This is a genomic window from Microbulbifer maximicatervae (SeqCode) (genome assembly GCF_052467815.1).
In genome coordinates this window covers 2,028,739-2,046,128 of the sequence record NZ_CP174326.1, presented here as the reverse complement: position 1 = coordinate 2,046,128, position 17,390 = coordinate 2,028,739, and the positions used below count along the sequence as shown (strand labels likewise).

The 17,390-nt window shown below is 45.0% G+C and carries 14 protein-coding genes; 12 read left to right on the top strand and 2 right to left on the bottom strand.

The window, feature by feature from the left end:
• Positions 1–953 precede the first annotated feature (953 nt).
• The 3 genes from ACJJIW_RS08945 to ACJJIW_RS08935 all read left to right on the top strand — a co-directional run bounded on the left by ACJJIW_RS08945 (position 954) and on the right by ACJJIW_RS08935 (position 3,368).
• Positions 954–2,162: an IS91 family transposase gene (locus ACJJIW_RS08945; RefSeq protein WP_444937140.1), complete on the top strand. Its 1,209-nt coding sequence runs from the start codon at positions 954–956 to the stop codon at positions 2,160–2,162.
• A gap of 70 nt (positions 2,163–2,232) precedes the next feature.
• Entirely contained in the window at positions 2,233–2,961 is a 729-nt protein-coding gene (locus ACJJIW_RS08940) for an AAA family ATPase (RefSeq protein WP_282931103.1), read from the top strand.
• 89 nt (positions 2,962–3,050) lie between these two features.
• Positions 3,051–3,368, top strand: coding sequence for a hypothetical protein (locus ACJJIW_RS08935; RefSeq protein ID WP_282931102.1), 318 nt, complete (start codon positions 3,051–3,053; stop codon positions 3,366–3,368).
• A 72-nt stretch (positions 3,369–3,440) separates the two neighbouring features.
• Here ACJJIW_RS08935 and ACJJIW_RS08930 read toward each other — a convergent pair whose 3' ends face one another.
• Positions 3,441–4,316, bottom strand: a complete 876-nt coding sequence (locus ACJJIW_RS08930) for a reverse transcriptase domain-containing protein (RefSeq protein WP_507021875.1) — start codon at positions 4,314–4,316, stop codon at positions 3,441–3,443.
• Positions 4,317–4,339: 23 nt separating this feature from the next.
• On the opposite strand from ACJJIW_RS08930, the gene ACJJIW_RS08925 reads away from it, so the two are divergent.
• The 4 genes from ACJJIW_RS08925 to ACJJIW_RS08910 all read left to right on the top strand — a co-directional run bounded on the left by ACJJIW_RS08925 (position 4,340) and on the right by ACJJIW_RS08910 (position 8,681).
• The gene (locus ACJJIW_RS08925; RefSeq protein WP_444937090.1) at positions 4,340–4,699 is read left to right on the top strand and encodes a hypothetical protein; all 360 of its coding nucleotides are present in this window, start codon (positions 4,340–4,342) and stop codon (positions 4,697–4,699) included.
• A 663-nt stretch (positions 4,700–5,362) separates the two neighbouring features.
• Positions 5,363–5,863 (top strand): hypothetical protein, encoded by a 501-nt coding sequence (locus ACJJIW_RS08920; protein WP_444892127.1) that lies wholly within the window; start codon positions 5,363–5,365, stop codon positions 5,861–5,863.
• Between the two features lie 804 nt (positions 5,864–6,667).
• Positions 6,668–7,537 carry a hypothetical protein gene (locus tag ACJJIW_RS08915; protein ID WP_444892128.1) on the top strand — a complete coding sequence of 290 codons (870 nt, stop codon included), beginning with the start codon at positions 6,668–6,670 and terminating at the stop codon, positions 7,535–7,537.
• A gap of 805 nt (positions 7,538–8,342) precedes the next feature.
• The gene (locus tag ACJJIW_RS08910) at positions 8,343–8,681 is read left to right on the top strand and encodes a hypothetical protein (protein ID WP_444911610.1); all 339 of its coding nucleotides are present in this window, start codon (positions 8,343–8,345) and stop codon (positions 8,679–8,681) included.
• 56 nt (positions 8,682–8,737) lie between these two features.
• On the opposite strand, the gene ltrA (ACJJIW_RS08905) is transcribed toward ACJJIW_RS08910, so the two are convergent.
• Positions 8,738–9,928 carry a group II intron reverse transcriptase/maturase gene (gene ltrA / locus ACJJIW_RS08905; RefSeq protein WP_444937139.1) on the bottom strand — a complete coding sequence of 397 codons (1,191 nt, stop codon included), beginning with the start codon at positions 9,926–9,928 and terminating at the stop codon, positions 8,738–8,740.
• A 710-nt stretch (positions 9,929–10,638) separates the two neighbouring features.
• Here ltrA (ACJJIW_RS08905) and ACJJIW_RS08900 point away from each other — a divergent pair.
• The 5 genes from ACJJIW_RS08900 to ACJJIW_RS08880 all read left to right on the top strand — a co-directional run bounded on the left by ACJJIW_RS08900 (position 10,639) and on the right by ACJJIW_RS08880 (position 17,389).
• The gene (locus ACJJIW_RS08900; protein ID WP_444937138.1) at positions 10,639–11,232 is read left to right on the top strand and encodes a hypothetical protein; all 594 of its coding nucleotides are present in this window, start codon (positions 10,639–10,641) and stop codon (positions 11,230–11,232) included.
• Positions 11,233–12,511: 1,279 nt separating this feature from the next.
• The gene (gene ltrA / locus ACJJIW_RS08895; protein ID WP_444937137.1) at positions 12,512–13,612 is read left to right on the top strand and encodes a group II intron reverse transcriptase/maturase; all 1,101 of its coding nucleotides are present in this window, start codon (positions 12,512–12,514) and stop codon (positions 13,610–13,612) included.
• A 230-nt stretch (positions 13,613–13,842) separates the two neighbouring features.
• Entirely contained in the window at positions 13,843–14,028 is a 186-nt protein-coding gene (locus ACJJIW_RS08890; RefSeq protein ID WP_444937136.1) for a hypothetical protein, read from the top strand.
• 1,354 nt (positions 14,029–15,382) lie between these two features.
• Complete coding sequence (locus ACJJIW_RS08885) at positions 15,383–15,835, top strand: hypothetical protein (RefSeq protein ID WP_444937135.1); 453 nt, start codon at positions 15,383–15,385, stop codon at positions 15,833–15,835.
• Between the two features lie 1,053 nt (positions 15,836–16,888).
• On the top strand, positions 16,889–17,389 hold the full coding sequence (locus tag ACJJIW_RS08880; protein ID WP_282931081.1) for a hypothetical protein: 501 nt from the start codon (positions 16,889–16,891) through the stop codon (positions 17,387–17,389).
• The last annotated feature ends 1 nt before the right edge of the window (position 17,390 follow it).

Genomic DNA, 17,390 nt, shown 5'->3' with positions numbered 1-17,390 from the left:
AGTCTCTCTGCAACGTCTCTTCCTTTCGACGTCTGCTTTCCCGCCGGCACAATGCCGGCTTTTTTCTCCTTAACTCCAATAACTCATCATCTATAGCCTGCAATACAAAAAACCAGATAAAGATATCCGGTGTGGCTCCCTCTCAAGGTAAGTCTTCGCTATTGGAAATAACCAAATGCAAAGCCAAAATCATCAACTAATGGAAAATACCAACCCATCGAGTTAAGAATCCTTCAATCTCAATTTAAAGCACTACCATTGGAGGGTCACGTCATATGATTTTTCAAATAAAAAATTGAAAAATTCTGAACGTTTATATAAAACCGATAATAGGACTTATATTTTAGCTATTCAGAAATGGGACAGTCCTTCCCTGAAGTACAAGATGAGAGAGGCCTCTCGCAATCTCCCCACCCTATCAGTGAGGCTATTTTCCTTAACAAAATACATGAACTGCTTCTCCCAGTGAGTATAAGTTTACCTCTCCTTCCTAAAACAACCGTACTTAACTTCAAATATGCTACCAGGAGACTCCCGCGAAGCATTCAGTCTTACTTGGTATTCAACCGCGAATATCTTCCATAACATTGCTCTTCAAACTGTCTGATATACAGTATTTCATATCTTGTTCTACTTTCAATATCAGAATTCAAGAGAAGCTTCTCCTATTTCTGGATAGAGCGAGCTAAGTCATTGACTTTAAAGGGGGTGACACTATTGTCACGAGCAAGAAAAGCAGGTAGATATATAGTCGCTGTTATATATCTACCTGTTGAGGACTGTGTCAGAGCCTCTAACCTACTGATATTGTTATATTTTTTGGTTAATCTTGGATGACTGCAGCAGAAATATATAGAAGGGTGATATAAAGACGCTTCTTTTGAATTAACTGTTGTACAAACCCGCTGCGCGGGAGTGGTGCCACTTTTAAATTATAAGAGGCATTTTAGAAAATGCATAACCGGGTATTGCAAAATATATTTTCTGCGTACAGTGGTTATTTATCTAAAACTGCGCAGCCACTAAAAAATTTAAAGGCTATCTCCTCGATACAAGAATGCCGTACAAAATCGATGGGAAGCAGTTATTATCGTTGTAAGCACAACCATGTCACTGAGCAGCATCATTCTTGTAGGCATAGAAGTTGCCCCCTCTGCTCAGGCAGAAAACAGCTCCAGTGGGTTGATCAGCAGCGTCGTAAATTATTTGATACAGAACATTTTCATGTGGTCTTTACTATACCTCATGAGTATCTGCCGTTATGGCAATACAACGAAGAGAAGCTTACAGATATACTCTTTTTGTCGAGTAAAGAAACCCTGTTTGAATTAATGGCGAGTAAAGACTATCACGGAGTAACTCCCGGGATGCTTATGGCTCTGCATACTTGGGGAAGACAGTTAACTTTACATCCTCATATACACTGCTTGATAACTGCTGGCGGCTTGACTTTAAGGGAAGAGTGGAAAGAAACAGGTGAGTATTTATTACCTGTGCGAGTGGTTAAGAGCCTTTATAGGGGAAAGTTTCAAGCGCTGTTACTAGAGCAGTATCGTGCTGGGTTAATCAAGCTCCCTCCCAGTTGGCCCATTGGCCAGTTTGATATTCTCTTTAAAGCTTGCTATCGCAAAGAATGGTCAGTTCGTATTCAGGATCGATATGAGCATGGACAAGGAGTGCTTCTGTATTTTTCACGATATATCAAAGGTGGCCCGCTGAAGCCAAAGCAGATATTAAACGTGGATCATAAGGGGCTGGAATTTCGTTATTTTGATCACCGTGACCAGCGACGCAAGCGACTAAGATTAAAGCCTGAAGAGTTCTTAAGACGTGTCTTGCAGCACATACCTCCAATAGGAAAACACATGGTACGGAGTTATGGATTATATGCTGGGTGCAATAAGAAAAAGCACGATCTATGTAGTAATCAAGTGGGTTTAATGAAAGATCAACGACTCCCAGTTGGATTGCAAATCCAAGATCTGGTGGTAGAGTGTGGGCAGTGCCATGAATCTACAAAGTTGACTGGCAGAGTGTGGTCTAAGGCGAAAAAAGGAATTTCCTTTATAAAGGGGGCGGTTCGGCAAGATAGTGCCGGCGGGAATGTACAACATGGCGATGAACCAGACACTGCAGGAATGGGCCTCTTTAGTTCGGCCTAAATTCAATGCCAGGTCATTTTTTTTACCGCCTGCAGTGCAGGTTATCTAAGCGTTACACCTAGGGAAAAGAATGAGCTTCCAAGATAGGCCTTACTTAAGAGAAATACAGTTAAAAAGGAATGATATTGAAAACTTTAACTCATATCCTTTTTGTATTCCTGCGGTAAAAGAGCTTGATTTCCTCGACTTTCATGCGGATGTAACTTTCTTCGTTGGAGAGAATGGAACGGGTAAATCAACCCTGATAGAAGCTATCGCTGTATCACAAGGTTTCAATCCGGAAGGTGGTACGAAACAATCAACTTTTTCTACAAGTAGAACTCATTCTGAATTACACCAGTATTTAAAGTCAATTAAGAGTTTCAAACATCCTAAAGATGGATATTTTTTAAGAGCTGAAAGCTTCTATAATTTGGCAACTCTAATGGATGAAACAGGTTACCTAGGGGGTTATGGAGGAAAGTCTCTCCATAAACAGTCACATGGGGAATCATTCATGGCCACATTAGTAAACAAACTTCGAGGTAATGGCCTTTATATCATGGATGAACCTGAGGCTGCATTATCGCCAGCACGTCAAATGGCGGCGATTTCCGCAATTCATCAATTAGTAGAAGAAAATTCCCAATTTATTATTGCTACACATTCTCCAATATTACTTGCTTACCCTCGCTCAAAAATATATCAATTTTCTGAATCAGGTATATATGAAGTAAAATACGAAGATACTGAGCATTATGCCATCACGAAAGATTTTTTGAATCGTCATGAGCAAATGATGAAAATATTGATGGAATGAAAATGTGTAACAAGTCAAAGCACCAAGGACTGCCAACCGCTACGCGTTTGTCAGCCCGTGTTTGAAGCGTTATGTTTAGGGATCGCTCTATGAAAATTGATACAGGTTGCCCCAATTGTGGTGGCGTAGCAATAAAGGAAAGTGAGCGTGGTGACGATCCAGTTATCTACAAATGTCCAGTATGTAATAGCGTTCTATTGCCTGATATAAAGAAATGTGAATTTCGTCGCTACTTTGGCTGGATTGCGCTAATAATGCTGGGATTGGCCTTTGCTCTCGGTAAATTATTTCCCGCTCTTTCGCTAGGTTTTTTTGTTACTCTTATGCTTTTAAGTTTAGTCGGTACAGGATACGAAGTTTTAGAATTCTCAAAAATCGTAAAGCTAAAATGTGTAGTAAAAACATAAATCGGGTAGCCGGTAGTTTCTAGCTACCGGCCCCCACACCACCCATCGTGCGGGTCCGCAATGGGCGGTTCCCTATCCGTAATGAATCTCTACCCAACGATCTCGCAATGAAATCAAACCCATCTCTTCGAAGAACTCATTATTGAGCGCAATATGAATACCCTCAGTTTTTGCACTTCGCCAGTAACTTTTACCGGACGAGCCGCAGGTAACTGCCAGCGACTCACTCACACCCATACGCAGTAAATTTCGAACTTTCGTTCTCACTCTGCGCCAACTCTTCCAATAGCTCATTCTTAATCGCCGCCGTATCCAGCAGTCTAGATCAATACATTTTTGATAGCCTTGCGCTATTCCAAAATAGTTGATCCAGCCACGGAGGTATACGGTAAGTTCTTTCAGTTTCTTTTCCATCGAAATGCCACGGGATCGTCCTGTAATCTGACGGACGTGGTATTTAAATTGGCGCAGTGACTTATCATGCCAGACAAGCTTTGCTCCACGGAAAGAAAAACCCAGAAACTTACAACGACTAACGGGGACTACTTTGCTTTTAGCATCGTTAACTTTGAGTTTAAGCTTGCGCTCAACAAAGCGTTTAATGCTCGTCATAACCCGCTCACCCGCGCGTTTAGAGGAAACGACAATCACAAAATCGTCCGCATAGCGGACGATTTTGTGTTGGCGTTTTTCCAGCTCTTTGTCGAGCAGGTCGAGTACAATATTAGACAGCAGCGGCGATAAAGGGCCACCTTGTGGCACCCCCTCATGACAGGCTTTCCAGCATCCATCTTCTACTCTTCCTGCACGCAAGTAGCTTGCGATCAGTTTGAGTAAGCGCTTATCGCTGATTCTTTGGCCAAGTAAACTCATGAGGAAATCATGATTTACCCGATCGAAGAATTTAGATAAATCGACATCCACTGCTATTCGTTTCCCTCCCTCGATATACTTTCGCAGCTTTTTACCGCATGATGCTGAGATCGCTTTGGGCGGAACCCATAGCTGAACTCCGAAAAGGTTTTATCGAAACTGGGACCGATGATTTGGGCTATAGCCTGCTGAACAACACGATCAAAGATCGTAGGTATCCCGAAACCACGCTGGCCACCATCTGGCTTGCGAATGTAGACGCGCCTGACGGGAAGCGGCTGGTAATGACCCTGTCGAATGGTCTCGATGAGGTCATCGCCAACTGCCTTAAAGTGCTGCACAAAATTATCAACAGTAATCCCGTCAATGCCTGCGGTACCTTTGTTGCTTCGCACGTGTTTCCATGCAGCATTAAGATTTTCTTTGCTGAGGATGGCTTCAAGCAGATTTTCATTTGAGTTGAGTGTCATGGAAGTGCGCTACATCAACTTTAACCGACTGGAAACATATCTGTAGGCTAGCCCTGTCTTTCAACTCGTGGATTTAGGTTCAGGCCTTCACCGTATCCAAGGTATTAATCTTGGCATTTGGCTACTATGCCGTCGGCTGACTTCTGTTTAATCACCTTGATCATTACTGACCAAGGCGCCGCTGTGTTCCACCAATTTTGTTTACCCCCGCGATGGTGGGGCCTACTTATGAGTCAGCGGCCACGCTGACAGTTTTACAGCAGCAGGTTGAACAGATCTCCCCAGATAAGAACGTGAACTTTCACTACACAACTGCATCATTTACTCTACCCGTTAGATCACACGGCTTCGGTGTCCTTGGCCACCTCGCCTCCAGGCCAAGCCTTATATGATGTTTCTGTCCGTCAGCTCGTAGTTTTGCTAGCGGCTTCCTCCCCACAAGACCTCACGATGTTGCAGTTGCCATTCGCTAGTAGTTAGCATTTAATGGAATCCATTAAACGGTGATCTTCCTACAGGAGACTTGCACCCCATTAGTTCACGCCCACGCTGGGCGTACCAAGCGGCGGCAATACGCAGCCATCGGCTGCCGGACTCAGCACTATGTGCTTCGCCGTTACGCCAGGCGTTAGGAGTTAATAAAGGAATACCATGGAATTTTTTAATCAATCCTTTTGGCAGGGGTTTGCTGCTTCATTGGCTGTAGTCATTGTAGTTGCGTTACTTTCACCAATAAGAAACCGAATATCAGACTACTGGAACAAGAGACGGTTAAAAAAACATAACCAAAGATTAAATATGCTTAAATGGGAAAAAGAGCATCTTGAGAAAGTCAAGAAATCTAGCGTAGCTCTTAGCAGGGCTGTTTACTCTGATATTTTTTGGTTGCTTTTCCTCCTTAGTTTGGGGTTAGGACTACCGATTTTAGGTCCGGTAGCTTCGTCCATGAATCCTCTTTTTGTACCTATAGTTAAAATTCTAACTCCACTTTCAGTGCCTATCTGGTTTGCCGCTTTAGCAATAGCTTTTAAAAATATAAAAAAGTTCAGCAACCTTAATAATTACTCGAAGGCTATTGAAAATCTAGACTCAAAAATAGAGGGAGTAGAGAATAAAATCGAGGCAATCTCTCCTAAATCGGGTAGCCGGTAGTTTCTAGCTACCGGCCCCCACACCACCCATCGTGCGGGTCCGCAATGGGCGGTTCCCTATCCGTAATGAATCTCTACCCAACGATAGTGTTGAGCAGCTCTTCATTTGAGTTGAGTGTCATGGCAGTGCGCTAGGTCAATTTTATATCCGACTGGCAACATATCGGTAGGCTAGCCCTGTCTTTTAACTCGTAGAGTTTGGGTTCAGGCCTTCACCCTGTCCAGAATATTGAACTTGGCATTTGGCTACCATGCCCTCGGCTGACTTCTGTTTAATCACCTTGATCATTGCTGACCGAGGCGCTTTTGTGTTCCACCATTTGTTTTTAATCTCCGCTATGGTGGCTAGCGGGCAGGGCCTATTTATGAGTCAGCAGCCGCGCAGACAGCTTCACAGCGGCAAGCTAAACAGATCTCCCCAGATAAGAACGTGAACTTTCACTACACAACTGCATCATTTACTCTACCCGTTAGATCACATGGCTTCGGTGTCCTTGGCCACCTAGCCTCCAGGCTAAGCCTTATATGATGTTTCTGTCCGTCAGCTCGTAGCTTTGCTAGCGGCTTCCTCCCCACAAGACCTCGCGGTATTGCAGTTGCCATTCGCTAGTAGTTAGCATTTAATGGAATCCATTAAATGGTGATCCTCCTACAGGGGACTTTTACCCCATTAGTTCACGCCCATGCTGGGCGTACCAATGCAAGGCAACATCGCCCACTGCATGGGCTGGACCTCCATTTCACAGCTTCGCTGCTATATTACGGCCGTTGCTTGCGGCGTTAAGCCCAATGAATAGAGAGATCGATGAGTATTAAGCCAGATTGGAATGAAATAGCTCAAAGGATTGGAGATGATCTAAGTCATGATGACTTGCATTCTGAATGGTCTAAAGAATGCAAAAAATGGTTAGAGTCAATCGCCAGTGAATTTGGCAGTGACTATAGAGTCGAAGAATCACCCAATTTCTCGATAATGTCGAATGAAAGCGATCGATACATTCACGTTTTCTCTGGGTTCTTAGAAAGAACTTTAAAACGAATTTTAAACACTCTTGATGGAATTGCTTCCGACGAAGGGTTTGGAAAGCATGTAGCGCTAATCTTTCAAGATATTGACCAATATTACGAATATATAGGTATGTTCTTTCCAAATGAAGGTGAGTTTGGCCTTAGCTCAGGAATGTACATAAATGAAGGCTATGGTCATTTTGTGTTTCCATCTCAAGATATAAATTTTGCTGAGCCCATTGCAGTTCATGAGCTAACCCATGCTTGCTTGGTTCATCTCCCGATACCATTATGGCTCAATGAAGGTATGGCTGTTCTGATGGAAGATGTACTTGCAGGTAATCGCCTTTTCCTGGATAAAGAAATGGTTGAGCGCCACCAAAGGTATTGGAATGAAGATACTATCCAAGATTTTTGGTCAGGAGAGAGCTTTATGGCAATAGATGAAGGTCAGGAGCTTAGCTATCACTTAGCTCACATTCTTGCCCGTAATATATCCCAGGATTTTTCGGCTTTTGCAAAGTTCAGTAATCATTCAAATTACGAAGATGCAGGCGAGTCGGCAGCTCAAGAATGTTTAGGCTTGTCACTCACACAAATAGTTGGTTCCTTTCTCGGAGAGGGAAACTGGCAACCAGATGGTAGGCTTAAATCGGGTAGCCGGTAGTTTTTAGCTACCGGCCCCCACACCACCCATCATGCGGGTCCGCAATGGGCGGTTCCTATCCGTAATGAATCTCTACCCAACGATAGTGTCGAGCAGATCCTCATTTGAGTTGAGTGCCATGGCAGTGCGCTACATCAACTTTAACCGACTGGAAATATATCAGTAGGCTAGCCCGGTCTTTCAACTCGTGGATTTAGGTTCAGGCCTTCACCCTGTCCAAGGTATTAATCTTGGCATTTGGCTACTATGCCGTCTGCTGACTTCTGTTTAATCACCCTACTCATTACTGAGCGGAGCGCTGCTGTGTTCCACCATTTTTTTCTATCCCCGCGATGGTGGCTAGCGGGCTGGGCCTACTTATGAGTCAGCGGCCACGCTGACAGCTTTACAGCAGCAGGTTGAACAGATCTCCCCAGATAAGAACGTGAACTTTCACTACACAACTGCATCATTTACTCTACCCGTTAGATCACATGGCTTCGGTGTGCTTGGCCACCTCGCCTCCAGGCTAAGCCTTATATGATGTTTCTGTCCGTCAGCTCGTAATTTTGCTAGCGGCTTCCTCCCCACAAGACCTCACGGTATTGCAGTTGCCATTCGCTAGTAGTTAGCATTTAATGGAACCCATTAAATGGTGATCTCCCTACAGGGGACTTTTACCCCATTAGTTCACGCCCATGCTGGGCGTACCAAACGCAGCCACGATCGCAAATACTGCGTATTTGCTGGACCTCCGCCGCTTTGCGGCTCCGGCCCGTGCTGCGAGCGTTAGTGTGCAGCACAGAATGTTAATTATGGTTTTAAAATGAATAGATTAATAATAGCTTTTTGTATAGTCATGTTTACGGGTTGTGAAATCCAAAAAGAAGCAAACCAAAAATTTGGAGATCAACACTTTAAAACAGCGATTTCTTTAATCGAGCTTCATAATATACGTACTGGTTCGTATCCAGAAACATTAAACGATATCCAGTTCATTGGAGACTGGGATCAAATTGCTTTGCAGTCGGTAAAGTATGGCAGAGTTAAAGGCGGTTATACTTTATCCGTTACTAATGGGTGGGTCGGAAAGCCTGAACTTCAGTACCCTCCAGAGTTTTGGGTGGGGCTTGGAATTAAGCACACTAAATCGGGTAGCCGGTAGTTTCTAGCTACCGGCCCCCACACCACCCATCGTGCGGGTCCGCAATGGGCGGTTCCCTATCCGTAATGAATCTCTACCCAGCGGTCACGTAACGAAATCAAGCCCATCTTTTGGAAAAACTCATTGTTGAGTGCAATATGAATACCTTCGGTCTTTGCATTTCGCCAGTAACTCTTACCGGACGATCCACAAGTGATAGCCAGTGATTCACTCACACCCATGCGTAGTAAGTTTCGGACTTTCGTTCTCACTTTACGCCAGTTTTTCCAGTAGCTCATTCTCAATCTTCGTCGTATCCAGCAGTCAAGATCGATACATTTTTGATAGCCTTGCGCTATACCAAAGTAATTGATCCAACCACGGAGGAATACGGTAAGTTCTTTCAGTTTCTTTTCCATAGAAATACCACGGGATCGCCCTGTAATCTGGCGGATGCGGTATTTAAATTGGAGCAGGGACTTATCATGCCAGACGAGCCTTGCACCGCGAAAAGAGAATCCCAAAAACTTACAGCGGCTGGCAGGAACTACTTGGCTTTTAGTATCGTTAACTTTGAGTTTAAGCTTGCGCTCAACAAAGCGTTTAATACTCGCCATAACCCGTTCACCCGCGCGCTTAGAAGCAACAACAATCACAAAATCATCCGCATAGCGAACAAAATCATGTCCGCGTTTTTCCAGCTCTTTATCGAGCAGGTCGAGTACAATGTTGGAGAGCAGCGGCGATAAAGGGCCCCCTTGTTGCACCCCCTCATGACAGGCTTTCCAGCATCCATCTTCTACACTTCCTGCACGCAAGTAACTTGCGATCAACTTGAGTAAACGCTTATCGCTGATTCTTTGGCCAAGTAAACTCATGAGGAAGTCATGGTTGACCCGGTCGAAGAACTTAGATAAATCGACATCTACGGCTATTCGCTTCCCGCCTTCGATATACTTCTGTAGCTTTTTCACCGCATGATGCTGTGATCGCTTTGGGCGGAATTTATAGCTGAACTCCGAAAAGGTTTTATCGAAATTGGGACCGATGATTTGGGCGATAGCCTGCTGAATAACACGATCAAAGATCGTAGGTATCCCGAGCCCACACTGGCCACCAACTGCCTTGAAGTGCTGCACAAAATTATCGACAGTAATCCCGTCAATGCCTGCGGCACCTTTGTTGCTTCGCACGTGTTTCCATGCAGCATTAAGATTTTCTTTGCTGAGGATGGTTTCAAGCAGATTTTCATTTGAGTTGAGTGTCATGGCAGTGCGCTACGTCAATTTTATATCCGGCTGGCAACACATCGGTAGGCTAGCCCTGTCTTTCAACTCGTGGATTTAGATTCAGGCCTTCACACTGTCCAAGGTATTAATCTTGGCATTTGGCTACTATGCCGTCTGCTGACTTCTGTTCAATCACCTTGGCCATTACTGGCCGAGGCGCTGCTGTGTTCCACCAATTTTGTTTACCCCCGCGATGGTGGCTAGCGGGCTGGGCCTACTTATGAGTCAGCGGCCACGCTGACAGCTTTACAGCAGCAGGTTGAACAGATCTCCCAAGATAAGAACGTGAACTTTCACTACACAACTGCATCATTTACTTTACCCGTTAGATCACATGGCTTCGGTGTTCTTGGCCACCTCGCCTCCAGGCTAAGCCTTATATGATGTTTCTGTCCGTCAGCTCGTAGTTTTGCTAGCGGCTTCCTCCCCACAAGACCTCACGGTGTTGCAGTTGCCATTCGCTAGTAGTTAGCATTTAATGGAATCCATTAAACGGTGATCCTCCTACAGGGGACTTTCACCCCATTAGTTCACGCCCATGCTGGGCGTACCAAGCAGCGGCAGAGCGACAGCCAACGCTACGCACCTTTTGTGTTACTCGCTGGCGCTCAAACATTAACACAAAATGCGCTTCGCGCTGGCTGCGCCTGCGCTGGGCGTTAGGCTTTAGAAATTTAGGAATATAACCAATGTTTAAAAAAACAGATGAAGGGTATGAACTTGCACGATTTGGCGAGCTAACTGCATTTATATCCATACTCTGTGAGCAGTATAAAGTTTACTCTGACTTCATTCATAAACGGCCTGATATAGATTCACTTTGTCCAGAAGAGATAGTTAGACTAAATCATAATCAAATCGATCCACTCTATATAAGCACAATATTCTCTGCGATGTTTTTAGAGGCATATATTTTTGACTATGGTGCAAGGAAGTCATCTGGAGCATATATTAAAAATTATATTGATAAATTAGATCCACCATCAAAATGGCTTGTTGTAACTAAGCTGTTTAATGACCAAGGCATCGAACCATCTAGTCAATGCTTTGAAGTAATAAAAAAACTCTTTAAAGTTCGCAATCAGCTCGCTCACAATAAGAGCAAGGAATTTGACGGGTTAGATAAATTAGCAGAGAGAAAATCTGATTTATTCAAACCTGTTGAATGTGTTGATCTACTCATTAAAGTAATGGATGAACTTTTTCGTATAGATCCAGATGAGCTGTATGCAAAACAAACAATTGATAAGCTAAATAAGCTGAAAGATGAATATCCAGCCTAAATCGGGTAGCCGGTAGTTTCTAGCTACCGGCCCCCACACCACCCATCGTGCGGGCCGCAATGGGCGGCTCCCTATCCGTAATGAATCTCTACCCAACGATAGCGTCGAGCAGCTCTTCATTTGAGTTCCGTGTAATGACAGTGCGCTACCTCAACTTATCCGACTGGAAACATATCGGTAGGCTAGCCCTGTCTTTTAACTCGTGGATTTTGGCTTCAGGCCTTCACCCTGTCCAAGGTATTAATCTTGGTATTAGGCTACTATGCCGTCGGCTGACTTCTGTTTAATCACCCTGATCATTACTGACCAAGGCGCCGCTGTGTTCCACCAATTTTGTTTACCCCCGCGATGGTGGCTAGCGGGCTGGGCCTACTTATGAGTCAGCGTCCACGCTGACAGCTTTACAGCAGCAGGTTGAACAGATCCCCCCAGATAAGAACGTGAACTTTCACTACATAACTGCATCATTTACTTTACCCGTTAGACCACACGGCTTAGGTGTTCTTGGCCACCTCGCCTCCAGGATAAGCCTTATAGGATGTTTCTGTCCGTCAGCTCGTAGCTTTGCTAGCGGCTTCCTCCCCACAAGACCTCACGGTGTTGCAGTTGCCATTCGCTAGTAGTTAGCATTTAATGGAATCCATTAAACGGTGATCTTCCTACAGGGGACTTTCACCCCATTAGTTCACGCCTATGTTGGGTGTACCAAGCAAAGGCAGTCGGACGGCTTCGCCGCCCGCTGCTTTGGGCGTGTGTGCCAGGCATGGCATTTAACTAGAGAGGTGAAAGTCCTCTTACCAGGTATTCGTGGAGCCGAAGGTTAGCGAAAGGGCAAGGTTAATATCGCGAGGTATTGGCTGGAGGAAGCCCAACGCAAATTCACGGGGTGATGAACAAGAACTGGATATGAGGTGTGACGTAGGTGGAGCCAGTGGGCACGTGACCATAAAGCTCTCCATCCACAATTGGCCTACGTTTTATAAATCCAGCATCTACGTGAAGAAAGTTAAATGTCTTACCCTGGGAGGTCTATGGGTTATTAATGGAGTAACTGAAAACTGAGAGATTGGTTTTGACCGATCCATAGAAGTCAGCAGAAGGCATAGTAGGTAGATTTCGTGCTACTGAAGGCCTGAACAATTCTGGACAGTATTATTAATGCAGAGCTTGATGACTGCATCTGACAAGTAACTTAGTTACCAGAGAAAAAAATTTTTTTTCTGGGTGAACATCAAACTGGAAACTTAATCATACATTGTCCAATTTCCCATCTCTTTTAATGCAGCGAATTCTAGATAGGAATAATCTGTTTCGAGCATTACAACAAGTTTCTCGTAACCAGGGTGCACCAGGTCTCGATGGTATGACGGTAAAACAGTTGCCGGAACATCTTAAGCAGACCTGGATTGCTACCCGACAAAAGGTGCTAAGTGGTAGCTATCGCCCTCAACCGGTGAAACGCGTCTTTATACCAAAAGGCAATGGAGGCCTGCGTCCATTGGGTATACCCACTGTGCAAGATAGATTGATCCAGCAAGCTATCGCACAGATACTCAGTGAGCAATGGGAGCTGAAGTTTCATGCTCTTAGTTTTGGTTTTAGACCAAATCGATCGGCACACCAGGCGATTAGACAGGTCCAAAACTTTGTCCGGCAAGGAAAGCGCTGGACGATCGATATGGACTTGAAATCCTTCTTTGATGAAGTGAATCATGACAAGCTCATGCTAACACTGAAGCAAAGCGGAATACCGGCTGATGTGCTGGGGTTGATAAACCGATACCTAAAAGCGCCAACGGTAGTCGATGGCAAGGTAATAGCTACAATAAAAGGCGTCCCGCAAGGTGGGCCGTTATCTCCGCTTCTAGCGAATATTGTGCTTAATGAACTGGACTGGGAGCTGCACAAGCGGCAACTCAGTTTTGTACGATATGCCGATGATTTTCAAATACTGGTGGGAAGTCGTCGGTCTGCAGAGCGGATAAAAGTAAGCCTTACGCACTTCATCAAATGTAAGCTGAAGCTCACAGTAAATACTGAGAAGAGTGCAGAGGATCACTTCTGGAAGCGGAGCTTTCTAGGATTTAGATTGCTGAAGAAGGATGCCCGGATAAAGGTATCAGAATCATCGATTAATAAATTGAAGGCAAAGATCAGAATGGTCACCCGCCGAACACGAGGCCGCAAGTTTACTCAGATCATAGAAGAGTTAAAGAAGTCCCTGCTTGGTTGGAAAGCGTACTTTGACATCAGTGAAGTACTGAGCCCTCTGAAAGATCTGGACAAGTGGATAAGGCGGAAGTTGCGATGTTATTTATGGAAGCAATGGGGACGTAGTGGTTACCGCAGATTAAGAAGGCTGGGCGTTGATCGTTTTTAGCGTGGAACACGGCCAAATCAGCGCATGGACCATGGAGGCTAAGCAAAAGTCCTGCCCTTTACAGAGCATTGCCAAATAGATACTTTAGGAACTTGGGGCTGCCGGAATTGGCAGATAGGAAGGGGAATAGAATTGAACCGCCATGATACGTGACCCGTATGCCTGGTGGTGTGGGAGGAGGGGCATCGTGAGGTGCCTCCCTATCCCGATTATGCTACAAGGAAGCATATATGGCATTTAATATCCCAATGTCATTAATCGAAGATCATCCCGATCATGTGATTTACGAATACTATCGTGAGAAATGGGAAACTGATTACTCTAAGCCAGCGTTCACGAAAGAAAGAATGAAGCTTGCTAGCCGGCAGGTCGGTCGCATTAGCTTTGATAAGAAAACGGAAAAATTTACGCAGTAATCAGGGCAGGAATGGGATTCTAACGATACTTTTTGCCAGCGGGCTTGCATTATGATTTTACGTCAGGCAAAGAGTGGTATGTGGCCTCAAGAAATGGCGTATCAGGCGTGAAGCCTAACCAGTTTGTGAAGTTCACTACGCCTGCTATCGCAGGCTGCGCGGGTCAGCTTAAGCTTCGCTTATTCTGCCCCTTACAAAGGCGCTAAGTTTTATACACAAATTTTTTTAGTTCATGCGGGTCCGCAATGGGCGGTTCCCTATCCGTAATGAATCTCTACCCAACGATAGTGTTGAGCAGCTCTTCATTTGAGTTGAGTGTCATGGCAGTGCGCTACGTCAATTTTATATCCGGCTGGCAACATATCAGTAGGCTAGCCCTGTCTTTTAACTCGTGGATTTTGGGTTCAGGCCTTCACCGTATCCAAGGTATTAATCTTGGCATTTGGCTACTATGCCGTCGGCTGACTTCTGTTTAATCACCTTGATCATTACTGACCAAGGCGCCGCTGTGTTCCACCAATTTTGTTTACCCCCGCGATGGTGGCTAGCGGGCTGGGCCTACTTATGAGTCAGCGGCCACGCTGACAGCTTCACAGCGGCAAGTTAAACAGATCTCCCCAGATAAAAACGTGAACTTTCACTACACAACTGCATCATTTACTTTACCCGTTAGATCACATGGCTTCGGTGTTCTTGGCCACCTCGCCTCCAGGCTAAGCCTTATATGATGTTTCTGTTCGTCGGCTCGTAGTTTTGCTAGTGGCTTCCTCCCCACAAAACCTCACGGTGTTGCAGTTGCCATTCGCTAGTAGTTAGCATTTAATGGAATCCATTAAATGGTGATCCTCCTACAGGGGACTTTCACCCCATTAGTTCACGCCCATGCTGGGCGTACCAAGCGGCAGCAACGCGACGGCCTAAGCGGCCGCCGCTGTGCCGGGCGTTAGTAGAGGGGGGCTAGTGCTGAGGTTGTTGTTTGACGTTGTTGTTACGGTTACGGTTTCGTACCTTATAGTTGCGGCAGTCTCTACTGGAGAAATCAATATAAGGGGTGCGTACTATTCCGTAAAAACAGATCCCATTTCATTTTATGTTGCTATTGGATTTTCTTTGGTTTTGTTAATTCTCTGGGTGGGTGTCGCGTTCTCAAATACATTTAATGCTATTGATTTACGGGTAAAGAAATTTGGTGGTAATTACAATAAGAATACATTTAAGGCGATAATCAAAAGTGTGTTTAGCAAAAGCAACTAACAAGGCGGTGTTGTCGCCTTCGGCTGGGACTGCCACTCCGCTGGCGCTCCATGTCAGCCCCAAACCGCGACGTTAGGCTTCAAATAGAGATAAAAAAACCATGGATGAAATCTACCACCCCCCCGCATCTGAGTTAGAGGCTAAGAAGAAAAGTGTCTCCCCCTTATATAAGATCTCTGGCATCGGTGTGGCTACAGTTGTCGGATCAATCTTAGCTGGGGGGGTTCTTATGTACTTGAATTACAAAAGGCTCGGGCTATATGACAAAGCAACGAAATGCATCGTCATTTCAATTGTTGCAACAATAGCGATTTTCGGAGTTGTCTATTTAATTCCCGAGGACATAAATATTCCTAATATAGCATTCACAATCCCACAAGTTATTGCAATGGTTCAAATCGCCAAAAGCCAGCAAGAAGCTCTAATTAATGAGCATATTAGTTCGGGGGGGACTATGTCCTCTAACTGGAAGGCTTTTGGTATTAGTGTACTGATTATTCTAGCTATCATAGCTTTAGTTACTGGCGCTGTATTTGTCACGACTACAGCCTAAATCGGGTAGCCGGTAGTTTCTAGCTACCGGCCCCCACACCACCCATCGTGCGGGTCCGCAATGGGCGGTTCCCTATCCGTAATGAATCTCTATCCAATGATAGTGTCGAGCAGATCTTCATTTGAGTTGAGTATCATGGCAGTGCGCTACGTCAATTTTATATCCGGCTGGCAATATATCGATAGGCTAGCCCTGTCTTTTAACTCGTGGATTTTGGGTTCAGGCCTTCACCTTGTCCAAGGTACTAATCTTGGCGTTTGGCTACTATGCCCTCGGCTGACTTCTGTTTAATCACCTTGATCATCGCTGACCGAGGCCAAGCTAAACAGATCTCCCCAGATAAGAACGTGAACTTTCACTACACAACTGCATCATTTACTCTACCCGTTAGACCACATGGCTTTGGTATCCTTGGCTACCTCGCCTCCAGGCTAAGCCTTATATGATGTTTCTGCCCGTCAATTCGTAGTTTTGCTAGCGGCTTCCTCCCCTCAAGACCTCGCGGTATTGCAGTTGCCATTCGCTAGTAGTTAGCATTTAATGGACCCATTAAATGGTGATCCTCCTACAGGGGACTTTCACCCCATTAGTTCACGCCCATGCTGGGCGTACCAAGGGCTGCCTAACCGGCAGCCCCTTCTTAAGGCGTTATTGTGGCGGTCAATTATTAGATAGTTTGTAGTTGCTGCAAGTAACAATCTCTACCTGAACACGCTTCGCCAGAGAGTTCTCCTGCAAACTGGTACCGCAGTTTCGTTCAAGTCCTTCATTTTAAGTCAACAAGTTCTGCAAGTTAGCTGCCGCATTGTGGAGTGCCAATCAGATAGTTAATTGGTGGGGAAAGTATGGTATTTTTCCCTGTAAATTTATTGGGTTGTGGCCAGCCTAAGTTGACTGGCAGAGAGCAAGTAGATTATTCAGTGCGCGCCAGCTATAACCAGGCCAGATCGCCCAGCCGGAGGCTGGGCTGGACAGCCTACGCTTCGCTTCGGCTGCCCTTGCTAGCAACGTTAGGGCAAAAAATCTAAAGTTCTTCACAAATGGAGGAAGAGTATGAAGAAAAAGTTAGAAGATAGTAAATATACGATCTTGGGACCTGATGACCTTTGGAAGTTCTATAACGGGGTGGCTGGAATATATCGTGGTGGTGGTAATACATTAGACTCAAAAATAGTGCGAGCCAGTGGCCCAAGAGTGAAAGATATTACTGTCATCCACGACCCTGACCATGAAATAGAGATGGTCATTCCAAATCCGAGCAAGGGACTCTCATTTGCTAGTAACATCAAAAAATTATCCAAAAATCCAGTAATATCGGGTTACGTTTGGGTCCTACCAAGAGGAGAATGTTTACCTGAGGGGTTGGTTTTTAATGTAAAAGACTTCACACATCCGCTTCTGAATGTTTCTCGCAAAATGTCACTTGCTGAATTTACTGAAAAACTAAAAGTGTTGGCTAGTAAGTTAAAGTCAACAAAGGTGAAGATAGAAAAAGGCACTGGTCGCATAATCGAAGAGTTTCCGGGTGCCCTTAAGAAGGCAGAGGCAATCTAAG